Genomic DNA, 18930 nt, shown 5'->3' with positions numbered 1-18930 from the left:
AACCCTGCACGTGGAGAGCACAACAATGTTGAGATCCCTTAAGTATTCGGCCCTGGCTATCGGCTTGATGGGCGCGACACAGGCCATGGCCGGCCCGGACCTGACCGTCGTTTCCTTTGGCGGCGCGAACAAGGCGGCCCAGGTCAAGGCCTTCTATGCCCCGTGGGAAAGCGCGGGCAACGGCAAGATCATCGCCGGTGAATACAACGGTGAGATGGCCAAGGTCAAGGCCATGGTCGACACCAAGAGCGTGTCCTGGGACCTGGTGGAAGTGGAGTCGCCTGAACTGTCCCGTGGCTGCGACGAAGACATGTTCGAACCCCTGGACCCGAAACTGTTCGGCAACACCGCCGACTACGTGAAGGGCGCGATCCAGCCCTGCGGCGTAGGCTTCTTCGTGTGGTCGACGGTGCTGGCCTACAACGCCGACAAACTCAGCAGTGCACCGACCAGTTGGGCGGATTTCTGGGACACCAAGAAATTCCCCGGCAAGCGTGGCCTGCGCAAAGGCGCCAAGTACACCCTGGAATTCGCGCTGATGGCCGACGGCGTGGCGCCCAAGGACGTCTATAAAGTGCTGGCCGGCAAGGATGGCCAGGACCGCGCGTTCAAGAAACTCGACGAACTCAAACCCTCGATCCAGTGGTGGGAAGCCGGCGCACAGCCGCCGCAGTACCTCGCTTCGGGCGACGTGGTGATGAGCTCGGCCTACAACGGCCGGATCGCCGCCGTACAGAAAGAAAGCAACCTCAAAGTGGTGTGGAACGGCGGTATCTACGACTTCGACGCCTGGGCCATTCCAAAAGGTCTGGCCAAGGAGCGCGCCGAAGCGGCGAAGAAATTCATCGCCTTCTCGGTGCAGCCGCAGCAGCAGAAGATCTATTCGGAAAACATCGCCTACGGCCCGGCCAACACCCAGGCCGTGCCGCTGCTGGCCAAAGACGTGCTCAAAGACATGCCGACCACCCCGGAGAACATCGCCAACCAGGTGCAGATCGATGTGAGCTTCTGGGCCGATAACGGCGAGCAGCTTGAGCAGCGCTTCAATTCCTGGGCCGCCAAGTAACCCATGTTGGAGGGGGCTTGCCCTAATGCCCGATGTAGGAGCGAGCTTGCTCGCGAAAAACGTCAACGATAACGCGTGCTTCCTGACTGAACGCGGCGCCTGTGAGTTTTTCGCGAGCAAGCTCGCTCCTACAGACTGGCATTAGGGCAAGCCCCCTCCCACAGGGCATCTGCATTTATCTTCAAGATCCGGAGTTCAGTCATGGCAGTAGCCATTCCCACCCTCAAGCAGCGCCTGGCCCGTGCCGAGCGGCTCAACCGCTGGAAGGCCCAGGCCTTGATTGCGCCGCTGGTGCTGTTTTTGCTGCTGGTGTTCCTGGTGCCCATTGTTGCGCTGCTCTACAAAAGCGTCGGCAACCCGGAAGTGGTCGCAGGCTTGCCGCGCACGGTGGTGGCAGTGACGGCCTGGGACGGTCGTGGCTTGCCCGGCGAGTCGGTGTATCAGGCGCTGAGTGACGACCTGGGTGAAGCGCGCAAAAACCAGACCCTGGGCGATCTGTCCAAGCGCTTGAACATGGAACTGGCCGGTTATCGCAGCCTGCTGACCAAAACCGCGCGGGCGCTGCCGTTTACCGAAGCGCCGGCCTCTTATAAAACCGCGCTGGAAAGCCTCGACGAACGCTGGGGAGACCCGGCGTACTGGCAGGCGATCCGGCGCAATACCAGCAGCCTGACGCCTTACTACCTGCTGGCGGCCGTCGATCACCGTATCGATGACCTGGGCGAAATCGCGCCGGCCACCCCCGACCAGGCCATCTACCTGGATATCTTCGCCCGCACATTCTGGATGGGCTTGGTCATCACCGTGATCTGCCTGCTGCTGGCCTATCCCCTGGCGTACCTGCTGGCCAATCTGCCGGCGCGCAAAAGCAACCTGCTGATGATCCTGGTCTTGCTGCCGTTCTGGACCTCGATCCTGGTGCGGGTGGCGGCGTGGATCGTACTGTTGCAATCCGGGGGCCTGATCAACAGCGCCCTGATGGGCATGGGCCTGATCGATACGCCGCTGGAACTCGTGTTCAACCGTACCGGTGTGTACATCTCCATGGTGCATATCCTGCTGCCGTTCATGATTCTGCCGATCTACAGCGTGATGAAGGGCATTTCGCCGACTTACATGCGCGCGGCGATTTCCCTGGGCTGTCATCCCTTCGCCAGCTTCTGGCGCGTGTACTTCCCGCAGACCTACGCCGGTGTCGGCGCCGGTTGCCTGTTGGTGTTCATCCTGGCGATTGGTTACTACATCACCCCAGCGTTGCTGGGCAGCCCGAACGACCAGATGGTCAGCTACTTCGTGGCCTTCTATACCAACACCAGCATCAACTGGGGCATGGCCACGGCGTTGGGCGGCTTGCTGCTGCTGGCGACGGTGCTGCTGTACCTGATTTACAACCGGCTGGTGGGCGCCAGTCGCCTGCGCCTGAGCTGAGGAGACCTTGCGATGCTGAGCCCTTATATGTCACCGGTGGAGCGGCTGTGGTTCTACAGCCTGCGGATTCTGTGTGGTCTGATCCTGCTGTTCCTGATCCTGCCGGTGCTGGTGATCATCCCGTTGTCGTTCAACAGCGGCAGTTTCCTGGTGTACCCGCTGCAGGGCTTTTCGCTGCAGTGGTATCACGACTTTTTCGCCTCGGCCGAATGGATGCGCGCCTTGCGCAACAGCATCATCGTCGCCCCGGCGGCCACGCTGCTGGCAATGGTGTTCGGCACGCTGGCGGCGATCGGCCTGACCCGTGGCAACTTCCCCGGCAAGGCACTGGTGATGGCTTTGGTGATTTCGCCGATGGTGGTGCCGGTGGTGATTATCGGCGTGGCCAGTTATTTGTTCTTTGCCCAGCTGGGCCTGGGCAACAGCTTTCTCTCGCTGATCGTGGTGCATGCGGTGCTGGGCGTGCCGTTTGTGATCATTACCGTGTCGGCGACCTTGCAGGGTTTCAATCACAATCTGGTGCGGGCGGCGGCCAGCCTGGGCGCTTCACCGTTGACCGCGTTTCGCCGCGTGACCTTGCCGCTGATCGCCCCGGGGGTGATATCCGGGGCGCTGTTTGCCTTCGCCACCTCGTTCGATGAAGTGGTGGTGACGCTGTTTCTCGCAGGGCCGGAGCAGGCCACGTTGCCCAGGCAGATGTTCAGCGGCATCCGCGAAAACCTCAGCCCGACGATTGCGGCGGCGGCGACGTTGCTGATCGGGTTTTCAGTAGTGCTGCTGCTGACGCTTGAATGGCTGCGCGGACGGAGCGAAAAGCTGCGTACGGCCCAAGTCTAAAGCCCGGCATAGGTCAAAATGTGGGAGGGGGCTTGCCCCCGATAGCGGTGTATCAGTCTCAGAAGTGCTGACTGACACACTGCTATCGGGGGCAAGCCCCCTCCCACATTGGTTCTTTGTTCATTCAGATAATGACCATTCAGCTCTTGAATGGCAGACAACCCATTTGTCTCAGCTACTCTTGTGCCAGCCCATCTCTCAATAAGAGGCCGCGCACATGAGTACTTCCTCATTCAAGATCGCCCATAAACTGCTCACCGGCGCTGGCGCCATCGAGCAACTCGCCGCCGAACTCACCCGCCTGGATGTGGATAACCCGCTGATCGTCACCGATGCTGCGTTGGTCAAGTCCGGCACGGTCGCGCTGGCGCTCGAGCATTTGGGCGGCCGCCCTTACGAAATTTTCGACCGCGTGCTGCCCGACCCGGAAATCGCCATTGTCGAGGACTGCATGCAGGCCTACCGCGATGGCGGACACGACGGCCTGATCGGCGTGGGCGGCGGCAGTGCCATCGACATCGCCAAGAGCGTGGCGGCCTATGCCGGTTACCACGGCGCCCTGGCGGATCTGTTCGGGGTCGACCAGGTGCCGCGCAAGGGTCCGCCGTTGATCGCCATCCCCACCACGGCGGGCACCGGCTCGGAAGTGACCAACGTGGCGATCCTCTCGGACAAGGTCGCGCAGCTGAAAAAAGGCATCGTCAGCGACTACCTGCTGCCGGATGTGGCGCTGATCAGCCCGCAAATGACCCTTACGTGCCCGCGCAGCGTCACCGCCGCCAGTGGCGTCGACGCACTGGTGCATGCGATTGAATCCTATCTGTCGCTGAACGCCTCGCCGATCACCGATGCCCTGGCGATCGGCGCGATCAAGCTGATTGCCGGCGCATTGCCCAAGGCTTACGCCAACCCGGCCAACCTGCAGGCCCGTGACGACATGGCCACCGCCAGCCTGATGGCTGGCATGGCTTTCGGCAACGCGGGCGTGGGCGCGGTGCATGCGCTGGCGTATCCGTTGGGCGGCCGGTTCAACATCGCCCATGGCGTGAGCAACGCGCTGTTGCTGCCCTATGTGATGCACTGGAACAAGCTGGCCTGTGTCGAAAGGATGCGCGATATAGCCCAGGCCATGGGCGTGAATGTCAGCGGGCTGAGCGTGAATGACGCTGCCGACCAGGCTGTCGAGGCGATGACGCGACTGTGCGCCGCCGTCGAGATCCCGGCGGGCCTGCGCAGTTTCGGTGTGCCTGAGGAAGCTATCCCGGCGATGGCCACTGAAGCGGCGGGTATCGAACGCCTGATGCGCAACAACCCGCGCCAGCTCAGTGCGGCCGATATCGAGAAAATCTACCGGGCGGCTTACTAGCCGTTGAGTGAGGTCACGGTGCGCAGGGCAAAGCTGAGGTATACAATGCGCGCCATCGTGATTTAGCTCAAAAAGGTGCGTCATGCAGCCCTTCGTCATTGCTCCATCGATTCTCTCCGCCGACTTCGCCCGCCTGGGCGAAGAAGTGGACAAGGTGTTGGCCGCCGGCGCCGACTTCGTGCACTTCGACGTCATGGACAACCACTACGTGCCCAACCTGACCATCGGCCCGATGGTCTGCGCAGCGTTGCGCAAGTACGGGATCACCGCGCCGATCGACGCGCACCTGATGGTCAGCCCGGTGGACCGCATTGTCGGCGACTTCATCGACGCCGGTGCGACCTACATCACCTTCCACCCGGAAGCCACGCTGCACGTCGACCGAACTTTGCAACTGATCCGCGAAGGCGGCTGCAAGGCGGGCCTGGTGTTCAACCCGGCCACACCCTTGAGTGTGCTGGAGTACGTGATGGACAAGGTCGACATGGTCCTGCTGATGAGCGTCAACCCGGGTTTTGGCGGGCAGAAATTCATCCCCGGCACCCTGAACAAGCTGCGCGAAGCGCGGGCGCTGATCGATGCGTCGGGACGGGAGATCCGCCTGGAAATCGACGGTGGGGTCAACGTCAACAATATTCGCGAGATCGCTGCCGCGGGTGCCGATACGTTCGTCGCCGGCTCGGCGATCTTCAACGCACCGGATTACCAGGAAGTGATCGCCAAGATGCATGCCGAACTGGCGCTGGCGCGTCCATGAGCGGCTTTGAGCAACTGTTCCCCGGCCAATTGCCACGGCTGGTGATGTTCGATCTGGACGGTACCTTGATCGACTCGGTGCCTGACCTTGCGGCGGCGGTGGACCAGATGCTGCTCAAACTCGGGCGCAAGCCTGCGGGGATCGAGGCGGTGCGCGAATGGGTCGGCAACGGCGCGCCGATGCTGGTGCGCCGGGCGCTGGCCGGCAACATCGACGCCAGCGGTGTGGATGAGGTGGAAGCCGACCATGCCCTGGAGCTGTTCAATGCCGCCTATGAAAGCAGCCACGAACTGACGGTGGTGTATCCCGGCGTGCGTGACACCCTCAAATGGTTGAGCAAGCAGGGCGTGGAAATGGCCTTGATCACCAACAAGCCGGAGCGCTTCGTCGCACCGCTGTTGGACCAGATGAAGATCGGCCGGTATTTTCGCTGGATCATCGGCGGCGACACCCTGCCGCAGAAAAAGCCTGACCCGGCGGCCCTGTTCTTCGTGATGAAGATGGCGAATATTCCGGCGTCCCAATCGTTGTTTGTCGGCGATTCGCGCAGCGATGTACTGGCGGCCAAAGCCGCAGGCGTGCAGTGCGTGGCCTTGAGTTACGGCTACAACCATGGCCGGCCGATTGCCGAAGAAGCGCCGGCGCTGGTGATTGATGACCTGCGCCTGTTAATCCCCGGTTGCCTGGGCGCGGGCGCTGAGATAACGTTGCCCGATATCGATCCGTCTCCTTATGGAAATCCCATCGTGGTGGTCACCCGCAAACTCTGGATGAAAGTCATCAAGGCCCTGGCCCGCTGGCGTTGGCGCGCCTGACTGATCCTGGCCGCTCTTTGCGGCACGTTTGCCTACCTGACCGATTGACCCTCACACCACGAGGCACCTGATGATCCGCGAAGAATTCCTGCGTTTGGCCGCTGCCGGCTATAACCGTATCCCCATGGCCCGTGAAACCCTGGCCGACTTCGACACGCCGCTGTCGATCTACCTGAAACTGGCCGACGAGCCGAACTCCTATCTGCTGGAGTCGGTACAGGGCGGCGAGAAGTGGGGCCGCTATTCGATCATCGGCCTGCCGTGCCGCACCGTACTGCGGGTGCACGACCATCATGTGAGCATCACCCATGACGGCATCGAGATCGAAAGCCATGATGTAGACGACCCGCTGGCCTTCGTCGAGGCCTTCAAGGCGCGCTACAACGTGCCGACCATTGCCGGCCTGCCGCGTTTCAACGGCGGCCTGGTGGGGTATTTCGGTTATGACTGCGTGCGCTATGTGGAGCAACGGTTGGGTAAATGCCCGAATCCGGACCCTCTGGGCGTGCCGGACATCCTGCTGATGGTCTCTGATGCGGTTGTGGTGTTCGACAATCTCGCCGGCAAGATGCACGCGATTGTACTGGCCGACCCGTCCCAGGCGGATGCCTACGAACAGGGCCAGGCCAGTCTCGAAGCGCTGCTGGAAAAGCTGCGCCAGCCGATCACGCCGCGTCGTGGCCTGGACCTCAGCCGGCCGCCTGCCGCCGATCCGGTGTTTCGTTCCAGCTTCACGCAGGCGGACTATGAGCGCGCAGTGGATACCATCAAGGAATACATCCTCGCCGGTGACTGCATGCAAGTGGTGCCGTCGCAACGGATGTCCATCGACTTCAAGGCGGCGCCGATTGACCTGTACCGAGCGCTGCGCTGCTTCAACCCGACGCCGTACATGTACTTCTTCAACTTCGGTGATTTCCACGTGGTGGGCAGTTCACCGGAAGTGCTGGTGCGCGTCGAAGACAACCTGATCACCGTGCGTCCCATCGCCGGTACGCGCCCGCGTGGCGCCACCGAAGAAGCGGACCTGGCGCTGGAAGAAGACCTGTTGAGCGACGCCAAGGAAATCGCCGAGCACCTGATGCTGATTGATCTGGGCCGTAATGACACCGGGCGTGTCTCGGAAATCGGCTCGGTGAAGTTGACCGAGAAGATGGTCATCGAACGGTATTCCAACGTGATGCACATCGTGTCCAACGTCACCGGGGAACTGAAAGCCGGGCTGACCGCCATGGACGCACTGCGCGCCATCCTGCCGGCCGGTACCTTGTCGGGCGCGCCGAAGATTCGCGCGATGGAAATCATCGACGAGCTGGAGCCGGTCAAGCGGGGCGTCTATGGCGGCGCCGTGGGGTATTTCGCCTGGAACGGCAACATGGACACCGCGATTGCGATCCGTACGGCAGTGATCAAGGATGGCGAACTGCACGTGCAGGCCGGTGGCGGCATTGTGGCAGACTCGGTGCCGGCCCTTGAATGGGAAGAAACCCTGAACAAGCGCCGGGCGATGTTCCGTGCGGTGGCACTGGCCGAGCAAACGCCACAAGACTGAAGCCAAATGTAGATGAAAATGTGGGAGGGGGCTTGCCCCCGATAGCAGTGTGTCAGCCAGCACATCATGGACTGACAGACCGCTATCGGGGGCAAGCCCCCTCCCACATTAGACCTTCATTGCCCTGCCGTTAGAAATCCAGGCTCACCCCGACACTGACCCCTTGCTGGGTCAGGTTGTCATCCTTCCTCACGTTATACGCCGCGCGTAACGCCAGCTCCTGCGTCAGCTTGTGGCTGACACCCAGGCTCAAGCGATCCGAATTGCTGCGCGGCGTATACCCGTCCAGCTTGAAGTCGATCCCCGGCACGCTGTTGAGCGCGATGTTGACCTTCTGCGTGTCGTTCTCGAACTCGTGTTCATGGGCCACTTCCCCAAACACCTGGGTCTGCGGGGTGATGCGGTAGCTGCCTTGCAGGCCGACGCCAAGGCGCTTGGAATCGCGCTGCTGGTCGTCAAAGGTCAGGGCGGTGGAGCGGCTGTCTTTTTCCGAGTAGCCGTTGACTTCGACGCGCGCGTAATCGGCGCTGAGGAAGGGCGACAGGTGCCAGTCGCTGCCCGGCGCGGCAATGTCATACCCCACGCGGCCGCTCAAGGCCCAGAGCCAGCCATCGGTGTCACCCTTCTCCGAGCCTTCGCTGATGCCCAGGGCGAACTTGCGTTTGAGGTTGTCGAAGTCCAGCTTGCCGCCGGTCAAGGCGGCATCGGCCCACCAATGATTCTGCTGATATTGGGCGAACGCGGTGCCCATGTAGCTGTTGAGCTTGTAATCCGAATCGCTGGCGCCGGCTTCCAGTGTCTGGCGGTACAGGCCCGCGGCGACGCCTACGCGCCAGGCTTCGTTGAGCCGGTAGCTGCCGCCGATATTGAGGTTATAACCGCTGCCATCGCCGCTTGCCGAGCTGTCCTGGTTATCGAAATCCAGGCGCTGACCACCGGCTGCCACGATCGCCCTCCATTGGCCGACGGCTTGCCAGTTGCCGGTGTCTGCCTGCCATTGATTACGCAATTCATCCTGATGGGCGCGCAACGTGCCTTGGGCCATTTCCGGCAGCAGCGTGATTTCCCATGGCGCGGCGAGCAGCGAATAGGCGTAGTCGGCGATCAGCCGTTGCCCGGCGATGGTCGGGTGGACCGAGTCGTTATAGATCAGCTTGGTCGGGTCCGGGTTGGTGCCGCCGATGCCGTAGACCGGGTTGGCAGTGCAACTGTTGCCACTGAAGCAGGTGCCGGTGAGGTTTTGCCCGGTGGCGAGGCCGAAGCGAGCCGGATTGGCGAAGGCTTCGTTCAATAGCAATGGAATGTTCAGCGGGATGACCTGCGCATCGATCTGCGACAGGCGCTGCACCAGGGACTGGTTGAAAACAGCGCTCAGGGCCGACGTCGCTGCCTGCTGCGGGGTGCCGTTGACGGCCGGCGTCAGGCCGATGTCGGGCAGCATCCATACCATGATGTAACGCGCGCCGGCTTGTTGCAGGGCCTGGGCACTGTCAGCCAGTCGCCCGCCGGCGGCGACCGCTTGAGCGGGGCTGAGTACGCGGCCCTGAAGGAAGTCATTGCCGCCACCGGACAGAAAGTACAGCGCATTCGGATCGGCCCGCCCGCCGTTTGCCGGCAGGTAACCCTGTCGACTGCGCAGCACCGTACCGCCGCCCGCATTGCCGGGCGGGATCGCAGCGTTGGAGACCGTCGTGATGGAGTCGAGGATATTGTCGGTACGGTAGCCGCCCACCGCCCAGTTGTTTCCGTCCGGCAAGCCCTGGATCGCGCGCACCGGTGAGGTGGAGGCGTTCAGGTCGTTTGGTGCTACACCCAGCTTGGCGCCGAGCAGTGTCGAAGAAACAAGACCATAGTCCCCCTGGAACGTCGGCCCGGTACGGTTGGTGAAGCGCAGGGTCGATCCGGCACTGCCGTCGGGAAACTGGCCGGCATCGGCCAGGCTGTCACCGAATACCACCATGGTTGAATAGGGTGATGACGCGGCTGCGTGGGCCTGTGCGCAAGCCAGGGAAAGCAAGCCGGCGGCCAGGGGCGCGAAGAACGGGGTTCTGAGCATGGAAAATTCCATTGAGTTGTTTTTGTGTCGGAACCGAAACACTAGCAAAGTATCGAGCGTTTTCTATAGCGCAAAACCGAATTTTCCTGTGGGCGTCGCATCGAGCTCGGCCCGTATTTGCGGCGCCATATTGCACCGCTGGCGAGGCTACGTTACTGTGCCTGAACGTATGAATGAGACCCTCCCCGTGTTGATCATCAGCAAACTCTTGATGCGAGTAGTCAAGGCACACGCCCGTTGGCGTTGGCGCGCCTGACATTTTTCTCCGCCGGCCTGGCCGGACCTGTACCGATTTGCCTTCTTCACCCTGTTTGACGCCCCTTGCCGCTCACCCCGGCAACCGGAACGTGCGTCTGACAGCGGGCCACACGCTTTGAAGGCGGTCATTTGAAATCAGTGAATTCAAGAGGTTTGAACCCACATGTTGCTGATGATTGATAACTACGATTCCTTTACCTACAACGTTGTGCAGTACCTGGGCGAGTTGGGTGCCGAGGTCAAGGTTGTGCGCAACGACGAACTGACAGTCGCCCAGATCGCCGCGCTGAACCCCGAGCGCATCGTGGTATCGCCCGGCCCGTGCACGCCGACCGAAGCGGGTATCTCCCTGGAAGCCATCCAGTATTTCGCCGGCAAGCTGCCGATTCTGGGCGTATGCCTGGGGCATCAGTCCATTGGCCAGGCCTTTGGCGGTGACGTGGTACGCGCGCGTCAGGTAATGCACGGCAAGACCAGCCCGGTATTTCACAAAGACCTGGGTGTCTTCCAGGCCCTCAACAATCCGGTGACCGTGACCCGTTACCACTCGCTGGTGGTCAAGCGCGACACCCTGCCCGAGTGCCTGGAACTGACGGCCTGGACCCAGCTGGAGGACGGCTCGGTCGACGAGATCATGGGCCTGCGCCACAAGACACTGAATATCGAAGGGGTGCAGTTTCACCCTGAATCGATCCTGACCGAGCAGGGCTACGAGCTGTTCGCCAACTTTCTCAAGCAGAGCGGCGGCACGCGCTAAGGACTTTCCATGGATATCAAGACTGCCCTGGGTCGTATCGTCGGCCACCTGGACCTGAGCACCGCTGAAATGAGCGATGTGATGCGCGAGATCATGACCGGTCAATGCTCCGACGCACAGATCGGCGCCTTTATGATGGCTATGCGCATGAAGAGCGAAAGCATCGACGAAATCGTCGGTGCCGTGTCGGTAATGCGTGAACTGGCGGACAAGGTCGAACTCAAGACCCTCGACGGTGTGGTCGATGTGGTCGGCACCGGCGGCGACGGTGCGAACATCTTCAACGTCTCGACGGCGTCCTCGTTCGTGGTCGCGGCAGCGGGTTGCACCGTGGCCAAGCACGGCAACCGCGCGGTGTCCGGCAAAAGTGGCAGCGCCGACCTGCTGGAAGCCGCCGGTATCTATCTGAACCTGACCCCGGTACAGGTGGCACGCTGCATTGACAGCGTCGGTATTGGTTTCATGTTCGCCCAGTCCCACCACGGCGCGATGAAGCACGCCGCCGGACCGCGCAAGGACCTTGGCCTGCGTACCCTGTTCAACATGCTCGGCCCGCTTACGAATCCGGCCGGTGTGAAACATCAGGTCGTCGGGGTGTTCAGCCAGGCGTTGTGCCGACCGTTGGCCGAAGTGCTGCAGCGCCTGGGCAGCAAGCATGTGCTGGTGGTGCACTCCAAGGACGGCCTCGACGAATTCAGCCTGGCCGCACCGACCTTCGTGGCGGAATTGAAGAACGACCAGGTCACTGAATACTGGGTCGAGCCTGAAGACCTGGGCATGAAGAGCCAGAGCCTGCACGGCCTGGCGGTGGAAAGCCCGGCGGCGTCGCTTGAGTTGATCCGCGATGCGTTGGGGCGGCGCAAGACCGAGAACGGTCAAAAAGCCGCGGAAATGATTGTGCTCAATGCTGGCGCGGCACTTTACGCCGCAGACCATGCCTATAGTCTTAAGGAAGGTGTGGCCTTGGCCCACGATGCACTGCACACCGGTCTGGCTCGCGAGAAACTCGAAGAACTCGGAGCATTCACCGCCGTATTCAAGATGGAGAATGAAGCATGAGTGTTCCGACCGTTCTGGAAAAAATCCTGGCGCGCAAGGCTCAAGAAGTCGCCGAGCGCCGTGCCCGTGTGAGCCTGGCCGAACTGGAGGCCCAGGCAAAAGCTGCTGATGCCCCGCGAGGGTTCGCCAGGGCCTTGATCGAGCAGGCCAGGAAAAAGCAGCCGGCGGTGATCGCCGAAATCAAGAAAGCCTCCCCGAGCAAAGGCGTGATTCGCGAACACTTCGTGCCACATGAAATCGCCGTCAGTTATGAAAAGGGTGGGGCGACTTGCCTGTCCGTCCTGACCGATATGGATTTTTTCCAGGGTTCAGACTTGTTCCTGCAGCAGGCACGCGCCGCGTGCAAGTTGCCGGTGATCCGCAAGGACTTCATGGTTGATCCCTACCAGATCGTCGAAGCCCGCGCTCTGGGCGCCGACTGTGTGCTGCTGATCGTCTCCGCCCTGGATGACGTGAAGATGGCCGAGCTGGCAGCCGTGGCTAAGAGTGTCGGCCTGGATGTCCTGGTCGAGGTGCACGACGGCGACGAGCTGGAGCGCGCACTCAAAACCCTCGACACCCCACTGGTGGGGGTCAACAACCGTAACCTGCACACCTTCGACGTCAGCCTGGAAACCACCCTTGATCTGCTGCCGCGTATTCCCCGTGACCGCCTGGTTATCACTGAAAGTGGCATCGTCAATCGCGCCGATGTGGAACTGATGGAAATCAGCGAGGTGTATTCATTTCTGGTCGGCGAGACGTTCATGCGCGCCGAGAACCCAGGGGCCGAACTGCAGCGTCTGTTCTTCCCGGAGCGCGGAGTGTCGGTCAACGGTTCTACCCTGGATTGATTCCAGCGCAGTCGGTCTGTTTTTGAAATGCAGTAAAAAAGTGTGGGAGGGGGCTTGTGCTTATTCAGGTAGGTCAATGTGATGACTAGGCTGGTTTCGATGACTGTGCAGGCAGGACTTGCAGCCGAACAAGCGCTCTTGGCCGCCGTTTGTGCCGGTGAGCAGGAATTCGGTCTGTTGTTCTGGCAGCCCTGCGATCAAGCCTTGGTCATGCCGCGCCGTTTGAGCCGATTACCGGCCTTTGAAGCGGCCAGCCAGGTCTCGGCAGACGCCGGTTGGCCGGTGTTGTTACGCGAAACCGGTGGTGAGCCGGTGCCGCAGTCCGCCGCCACGGTCAATATCGCGCTGGTCTACGCGCCCCCGCGCAGTGAAGGCGATCAAGGCCGCATCGAAACCGGCTACCAGCGGTTGTGCCAGCCGATTTGTGATGTATTGATCGAATTGGGCGGCGATGCCTCCGTCGGCGAAATTGATGGTGCGTTCTGCGACGGTCGTTACAACGTCAATCTCAACGGCCGGAAAATGGTCGGCACGGCCCAGCGTTGGCGGCAGAGCGGTGGTCGCCCGGTGGGGTTGGTACACGGCGCTTTGTTGCTGGACAACGATCGTGAAGAGTTGATTGCGGCAGTCAATCGTTTCAATAAGGCGTGTGGCCTGGAACAGCGGGTGCGCGCCGAGAGCCATATCGCGCTGCACGAAGTCTTCACCGCGCCCGATGTGATCACCCGGCTCGACACCTTGTACCGTCGGATGTTGGCAGGTTTGCTGCCAAGTTAACGGGTGCCGAACACCACCATCGTCTTGCCTTTGACGTGCACCAGGTTGCGCTCTTCCAGATCCTTGAGCACGCGGCCCACCATTTCCCGCGAACAGCCCACGATGCGCCCGATTTCCTGGCGCGTGACCTTGATCTGCATGCCATCGGGGTGGGTCATGGCATCAGGCTGCTTGCACAGCTCCAACAGGCAGCGGGCGACACGCCCGGTCACATCGAAGAATGCCAGGTCGCCGACCTTGCGTGTGGTATCCCGCAGGCGTTGGGCGATCTGCCCGCTCAAGGCATACAGGATGTCCGGATCCTGTTGGGCCAGTTCGCGAAACTTGGTGTAGCTGATCTCGGCCACTTCGCACTCCACCTTGGTGCGTACCCAGGCGCTGCGCTGCTGCTCCTTGCCTGCCTGCTCGAACAGCCCCAGTTCGCCAAAGAAATCCCCGGTATTAAGGTAGGCAATGATCATCTCGCGGCCGTCTTCGTCCTCGATCAGGATGGTGACCGAGCCCTTGATAATGAAGAACAGTGTTTCGGAGCGTTCGCCCGCGCAGATGATGTTGTGCTTGGCCGGATGACGCCGGCGCTGGCAATGCATCAGCAGCTTGTCGAGGTTCTTGATCTTGGGTGTGGGAGTAAGAGCAACCATGGTTGTATCCCGAAAGACTGCGCGATGGGGTTGGATTTGTTTTTATCAGCGATACCGGCATTGACGTACGCTGTACAAAGGATGGCAATGCGCCATTGATTTGGCGCCAGCTTACCAGACACATTCTGACTCGATTAGCGTATTTCACCGGCAAACGCTGTTATTGATCGTTTTAATGCAGGACGCTGCCGTCCTGGGGCCCTGTGCTAAGCTGGCGACCCTTTTTTAGCAGTGGAGTCTGGGCGATGAAGGCACGCATCCAATGGGCGGGCGAAGCCATGTTCCTCGGTGAGTCGGGCAGTGGCCACGTGGTGGTCATGGACGGCCCGCCGGAAGCCGGTGGCCGCAACCTGGGTGTACGCCCGATGGAAATGCTGCTGCTGGGTGTCGGCGGTTGCAGCAATTTCGACGTGGTCAGCATCCTGAAAAAATCCCGTCAGGCCGTGGAAAGCTGCGAAGCCTTTCTGGAGGCCGAGCGCGCCACTGAAGATCCCAAGGTGTTTACCAAAATCCATATGCATTTTGTGGTCAAGGGGCGGGCGCTGAAGGAGGCGCAGGTCAAACGTGCCATCGAGCTGTCGGCAGAGAAGTACTGCTCGGCGTCGATCATGCTCGGAGCGGCCGGTGTGGCCATTACCCATGATTACGAGATTATCGAGTTGGGTTGAGCGTGGATCGGCGGGCAAAAAGAAGGGCGCTTTGATAGCGCCCTTTTTTCTGGATCAGTTTTGATGCTTTCAAATTCTGATGCTTCAAATTCTATAGGTGCTTTTGGTCATGACTTTGGCCAGCATGCTCATGCCGAACCTCACTGGCGCAGGGAAGCGGAAGCCGCCAGCATCCAGCGCGCTATCGGCGTGATGTTCTTCGTCGATGCGCATCTGCTCGAGAATGGCCCGGGACTTTTCGTCCTCGACCGGCAGTTGTTCAAGGTGTTCGTCCAGGTGCTTGCACACCTGACGTTCAGTTGCCGCGACAAACCCCAGGCTGACCTTGTCGCTGATCAGGCCGGCAGCGGCGCCAATCCCGAACGACAAGCCATAGAACAGCGGGTTCAGCACACTGGGATGACTGCCCAGCTGGCGAATGCGTTGTTCGCACCAGGCCAGGTGGTCGATCTCTTCCTCGGCTGCATGCTCCATTGCGGCACGTACCTGCGGTAACTTGGCGGTCAGGGCCTGGCCCTGGTACAACGCCTGGGCACAGACTTCCCCGGTATGGTTGATGCGCATCAGACCGGCCACATGGCGGGTCTCGCTCTCGCTCATCGGTGCGTCCGGCTGCACGATGGCCGGTGACGGGCGGTACGGTTGGCCGCTGAATGGCAGCAGCGTACGCATGGCCGTGTCGGCTTGCAGTAACAGACGGTCAATCGGCGAGTAGTGACGTTGGGTAGTCATGCTGACCTCCGGAAAGAATCTCGGCGGCCAGTTTACCGCAAGACAGGATCGCGCGTTTGCGCTGAGTCAATTGCCCCCGGTGCACTCAGCCCGGCGGCCAGTTCATCTGGCGCTGACCCAGCACATGCATGTGGATGTGATACACGGTTTGTCCGCCGTCTTCGTTGCAGTTCATCACCACGCGAAAGCCTTTTTCGCAGCCTTGCTCCACCGCCAGGCGCTGGGCCGTGAACAGAATATGGCCGGCCAGGGCTTTATCGTCCTCGGTCAGGTCATTGAGGGTGCGAATGGGCTTTTTCGGGATGACCAGAAAATGCACCGGCGCCTGTGGGGCGATATCGTGGAAAGCCAGTACCTGGTCATCTTCATAGATGATGTTCGCGGGTATTTCTCGATTGATGATCTTGGTGAACAGAGTATCCACAGCTGTTTCTCCATGGTGAACGAGAGGGTGAGTGTAGTGGGGCGCTTAACGCGGGCAATAGGCTTTGTTGATCGCACCGGCAATTTTCCGGGTAAGCCAGCGTGGGCTCAGGCGTGGGCTGAAGGCGAGCCAGCGGTTGCGGCGCCCCGGAATGATGATCGCCTTGTTCTTCTCCAACGCGCGCACGGTGTAGAGGGCGACTTCTTCGGGACTCATCAACTGTTGGCTGCGGTCGAGTTTTGCGGTGTCCATTTGCGCGGTGCCGAAGAAGGCGGTGCGCGTGGGGCCGGGGCATAGCACCGAGACCTTGATGCCACAGGTCTTCAGTTCCTCGCGCAAGCCTTCGGAGAAATGCAGTACATAGGCTTTGCTCGCGTAGTAGCTGCTCATCCACGGGCCCGGCTGAAAGGCGGCAACCGAAGCAACGTTGAGAATCTGCCCGCCGCCATGCAGCGCCATGGCATTGCCCAGCGCGTGGCACATGCGAGTCAGGGCGAGGATATTGACTTCGATCAGGTCCTGCTCGGTCATCCAGTCCTGGGCCAGGAACGGCCCACTGGTGCCGATACCGGCGCAGTTGATCAGCAGGTCGATCTGTCGCTCCCCCTCCTCGAGTTCCAGCAAAAAGCCCGACAACCGCAGCGGCTCGCCCAGGTCACAGGCACGGAACAGCACCTCGACGCCGAAACGTTGAGTCAGTTCGGTTGCAATGCTTTCCAACTGATCACGCTGGCGGGCCACCAGAATCAAGCTGCGGCCACGGCGGGCCAGTGCTTCGGCCAAAGCCAGGCCGATGCCACTGGAGGCACCGGTGATCAGAGCGTAATGGGTCATGCCTTTCTCCATCGCAACGCCGCCGTGCCTGTGACAGAGGCATCACAGGCGGCGGGCGTTTCTTTACTGTTCTGGAGAGTCTACAGGTTCGGCCGCGTCGTCAGCACTTGGCGCAGCTTCTTGTTCATCGATGACATTTTGGTCGGCATCTTCATCAGCGGTAATGGAACTGTTTTCATAGCCGCTGCCCATGTTGGCTTCAAGTTGATCCAGATAGCCGTTCATGCCCAGGGTAACCACGACGATGAGCATCAATGGGATGAACGCGAGCCACAACGACGCGAGGATTTTAACCGCTGTGGAATTGCGCGGTGGAGGTGCGCCGTACTGGTTGGCGCCGGCGTTGCCCGGCAATACCAGCAGCAGCAGAGGGAAAATGCTGTTCACCAGCGGAACCAGGTTCAGCAGGTACAGCCAACCGGACCAGCCCAGGTCGTGCAGGCGCTGCACACCGATTTGCACGCTGACCACCACAAGTCCCACAAACAGCGCGAAACCCAGCAGCGAGCCGAGAATGATCGCGACCGTTGGTGAAGCAGTCGCCACCGCGAAACCTACGGTACTGATGATCCCGCCAGCCACCAGCATTGCGACGGTCAGTGCCAGCGTCCAGGCCAGGTAGCGCAGGCGGCCGATACGCCCGTGGATGGTGAAGACCTTGAGCGTGGAGTACGCCGGCAAGTCATCGCCGACGGTGGCGCGTGGTGGTGCATACGGTGATGCGGCGGAGGTTGAGAACTCCGGCGCGGACGAGGCTGTTTCGTGGGTTTCGGCAAGGCTGAAAGCCACGGGTTGTTCGGCTTCGATACGCGCGTCGACCCCGGCGTTTTTCAGCGCGGTGAGGTAGGTTTCGGCGTCCGGACGCGAGAGGTCGCGTTTGAGCGCGACCGGGCGGCCGGTGAAGAGTTTCTCGATGGCTTCGACATCGCTCTTGAACAGCTCGGCCAGGTTCAGCTTGGCCGTGGTGCTTTCGACACCCGGGAGCAAGGTTCCATCAAACACAATCTTGAAACGGTTGTCGCTCATGCGGGCATCCTTGGCACTTTTTCAGGGAGGTTGTGCAGGCCGGCTCAATTGGCAGGCCTTGCATCTGGGTCAACGTGGCCAGCGCAATTGTGCTGCGTTCGCGCGCGCCTGGCGGTACTGCGCGTCCAGGCGTGCGACGAGTTCATCCACGTCGGGCAAATCATTGATCTCACCGACACCTTGGCCGGCAGACCATACAGTCTTCCATGCTTTGGCCTCATCGCTCAACGGTTTGAGCTTGGAGCCGACGTTAACCTCGCCTTTTCCTTGAAGGACCGCGAGATCAAAACCGGCGTTTTCAAGGCTCTGGCGCATAAAGCTCGCGGGCACGCCGGAAACCGCCGGAGTGTGCACGATGTCGGCGGCGCGCGCTGTGAGCAGCATCTCTTTATAGGCATCCGGTGCATGGCTTTCGGTGGTACCAATAAAGCGCGTGCCGAGATACGCCAGGTCCGCGCCGAGCAGTTGGGCGGCGAGTATTTCTCGTCCGTGGTTGAGACATCCTGCCAACAGCAGGGTTTTATCGAAGAACTGGCGTATCTCGGCAATCAGTGCAAAGGGACTCCAGGTGCCGGCGTGACCACCTGCGCCGGCGGCGACCGCGATCAAGCCATCGACGCCCGCTTCGGCGGCTTTTTCGGCATGACGGCGGGTGGTGACGTCGTGAAACACCAGGCCACCGTAGCTGTGCACAGCGTCGACCAACTCTTTCACGGCACCGAGGCTGGTGATGACGATCGGCACTTTATGCTCGACGCAGATCGCCAGGTCGGCTTTCAGGCGTGGGTTACTGTTGTGCACGATCAGATTGACGGCATAGGGGGCGGGATTATCCAACTGCGCCAAGCCCGCTTCGATTTCCTCCAGCCAGGCCTTGAAGCCGCTGCTTTCGCGCTGGTTGAGTGCCGGGAAGCTGCCGACCACTCCGTTGCGGCAGCAGGCCAGCACCAGTTGCGGGTTGGAAATCAGGAACATCGGCGCAGCCACCACGGGCAGGCGCAAATGTTGTTCAAGCAGGGCGGGCAGCGACATTGGAAGTTCCCC

19 protein-coding genes are annotated in these 18930 nt (G+C 61.0%); 12 read left to right on the top strand and 7 right to left on the bottom strand.

What is annotated here, in order from left to right; all coding sequences use genetic code 11:
- Positions 1-25 precede the first annotated feature (25 nt).
- From MRY17_RS23430 to trpE, 7 genes are all read left to right on the top strand, one after another.
- Positions 26-1066: an ABC transporter substrate-binding protein gene (locus MRY17_RS23430; protein ID WP_181283002.1), complete on the top strand. Its 1041-nt coding sequence runs from the start codon at positions 26-28 to the stop codon at positions 1064-1066.
- Between the two features lie 201 nt (positions 1067-1267).
- Positions 1268-2494, top strand: coding sequence for an ABC transporter permease (locus MRY17_RS23425; RefSeq protein WP_181284895.1), 1227 nt, complete (start codon positions 1268-1270; stop codon positions 2492-2494).
- 12 nt (positions 2495-2506) lie between these two features.
- A complete protein-coding gene (locus tag MRY17_RS23420; RefSeq protein WP_243352936.1) occupies positions 2507-3331 on the top strand; it encodes an ABC transporter permease in 825 nt (274 codons plus the stop codon).
- 217 nt (positions 3332-3548) lie between these two features.
- A complete protein-coding gene (locus MRY17_RS23415; RefSeq protein ID WP_243352935.1) occupies positions 3549-4697 on the top strand; it encodes an iron-containing alcohol dehydrogenase in 1149 nt (382 codons plus the stop codon).
- 82 nt (positions 4698-4779) lie between these two features.
- Positions 4780-5454: a ribulose-phosphate 3-epimerase gene (rpe, locus tag MRY17_RS23410; protein ID WP_057723685.1), complete on the top strand. Its 675-nt coding sequence runs from the start codon at positions 4780-4782 to the stop codon at positions 5452-5454.
- Positions 5451-6269 (top strand): phosphoglycolate phosphatase, encoded by an 819-nt coding sequence (locus MRY17_RS23405; RefSeq protein WP_181284898.1) that lies wholly within the window; start codon positions 5451-5453, stop codon positions 6267-6269. Before rpe ends, MRY17_RS23405 begins: the two co-directional genes overlap by 4 nt.
- 70 nt (positions 6270-6339) lie before the next feature.
- A complete protein-coding gene (trpE, locus tag MRY17_RS23400) occupies positions 6340-7821 on the top strand; it encodes an anthranilate synthase component I (protein ID WP_124360037.1) in 1482 nt (493 codons plus the stop codon).
- A gap of 130 nt (positions 7822-7951) precedes the next feature.
- Here trpE and estP read toward each other — a convergent pair whose 3' ends face one another.
- Positions 7952-9877 (bottom strand): esterase EstP, encoded by a 1926-nt coding sequence (gene estP, locus MRY17_RS23395; RefSeq protein ID WP_243352934.1) that lies wholly within the window; start codon positions 9875-9877, stop codon positions 7952-7954.
- 421 nt (positions 9878-10298) lie between these two features.
- Between estP and MRY17_RS23390 the strand changes: the two genes are divergently transcribed.
- The 4 genes from MRY17_RS23390 to MRY17_RS23375 all read left to right on the top strand — a co-directional run bounded on the left by MRY17_RS23390 (position 10299) and on the right by MRY17_RS23375 (position 13561).
- Positions 10299-10892 carry an aminodeoxychorismate/anthranilate synthase component II gene (locus MRY17_RS23390; protein ID WP_191952996.1) on the top strand — a complete coding sequence of 198 codons (594 nt, stop codon included), beginning with the start codon at positions 10299-10301 and terminating at the stop codon, positions 10890-10892.
- 9 nt (positions 10893-10901) lie between these two features.
- On the top strand, positions 10902-11951 hold the full coding sequence (gene trpD / locus MRY17_RS23385) for an anthranilate phosphoribosyltransferase (RefSeq protein WP_057723690.1): 1050 nt from the start codon (positions 10902-10904) through the stop codon (positions 11949-11951).
- Positions 11948-12784 carry an indole-3-glycerol phosphate synthase TrpC gene (gene trpC / locus MRY17_RS23380; protein WP_181284901.1) on the top strand — a complete coding sequence of 279 codons (837 nt, stop codon included), beginning with the start codon at positions 11948-11950 and terminating at the stop codon, positions 12782-12784. Before trpD ends, trpC begins: the two co-directional genes overlap by 4 nt.
- Positions 12785-12865: 81 nt before the next feature.
- Positions 12866-13561: a lipoate--protein ligase family protein gene (locus MRY17_RS23375; RefSeq protein ID WP_243352933.1), complete on the top strand. Its 696-nt coding sequence runs from the start codon at positions 12866-12868 to the stop codon at positions 13559-13561.
- On the opposite strand, the gene crp is transcribed toward MRY17_RS23375, so the two are convergent.
- On the bottom strand, positions 13558-14202 hold the full coding sequence (gene crp / locus MRY17_RS23370; protein WP_057723693.1) for a cAMP-activated global transcriptional regulator CRP: 645 nt from the start codon (positions 14200-14202) through the stop codon (positions 13558-13560). The two genes, MRY17_RS23375 and crp, sit on opposite strands and share 4 nt — an antisense overlap.
- A gap of 245 nt (positions 14203-14447) precedes the next feature.
- On the opposite strand from crp, the gene MRY17_RS23365 reads away from it, so the two are divergent.
- A complete protein-coding gene (locus tag MRY17_RS23365; protein ID WP_005792019.1) occupies positions 14448-14870 on the top strand; it encodes an OsmC family protein in 423 nt (140 codons plus the stop codon).
- An 84-nt stretch (positions 14871-14954) separates the two neighbouring features.
- On the opposite strand, the gene coq7 is transcribed toward MRY17_RS23365, so the two are convergent.
- From coq7 to MRY17_RS23340, 5 genes are all read right to left on the bottom strand, one after another.
- Positions 14955-15602: a 2-polyprenyl-3-methyl-6-methoxy-1,4-benzoquinone monooxygenase gene (gene coq7 / locus MRY17_RS23360; protein ID WP_191952994.1), complete on the bottom strand. Its 648-nt coding sequence runs from the start codon at positions 15600-15602 to the stop codon at positions 14955-14957.
- A gap of 85 nt (positions 15603-15687) precedes the next feature.
- The gene (locus MRY17_RS23355; RefSeq protein ID WP_065885529.1) at positions 15688-16026 is read right to left on the bottom strand and encodes a histidine triad nucleotide-binding protein; all 339 of its coding nucleotides are present in this window, start codon (positions 16024-16026) and stop codon (positions 15688-15690) included.
- Between the two features lie 45 nt (positions 16027-16071).
- Positions 16072-16860 (bottom strand): SDR family NAD(P)-dependent oxidoreductase, encoded by a 789-nt coding sequence (locus MRY17_RS23350; protein WP_191952993.1) that lies wholly within the window; start codon positions 16858-16860, stop codon positions 16072-16074.
- 63 nt (positions 16861-16923) lie between these two features.
- Complete coding sequence (locus MRY17_RS23345; RefSeq protein ID WP_191952992.1) at positions 16924-17886, bottom strand: DUF805 domain-containing protein; 963 nt, start codon at positions 17884-17886, stop codon at positions 16924-16926.
- Positions 17887-17955: 69 nt separating this feature from the next.
- Positions 17956-18918 carry an NAD(P)H-dependent flavin oxidoreductase gene (locus MRY17_RS23340; protein ID WP_243352932.1) on the bottom strand — a complete coding sequence of 321 codons (963 nt, stop codon included), beginning with the start codon at positions 18916-18918 and terminating at the stop codon, positions 17956-17958.
- Positions 18919-18930 lie beyond the last annotated feature (12 nt).

Source organism: Pseudomonas orientalis, assembly GCF_022807995.1.
Taxonomy (GTDB): Bacteria; Pseudomonadota; Gammaproteobacteria; order Pseudomonadales; family Pseudomonadaceae; genus Aquipseudomonas; species Aquipseudomonas orientalis_B.
Note: the sequence above shows the minus strand (reverse complement) of the source record. Positions and strands in the feature narration are given on the sequence as shown.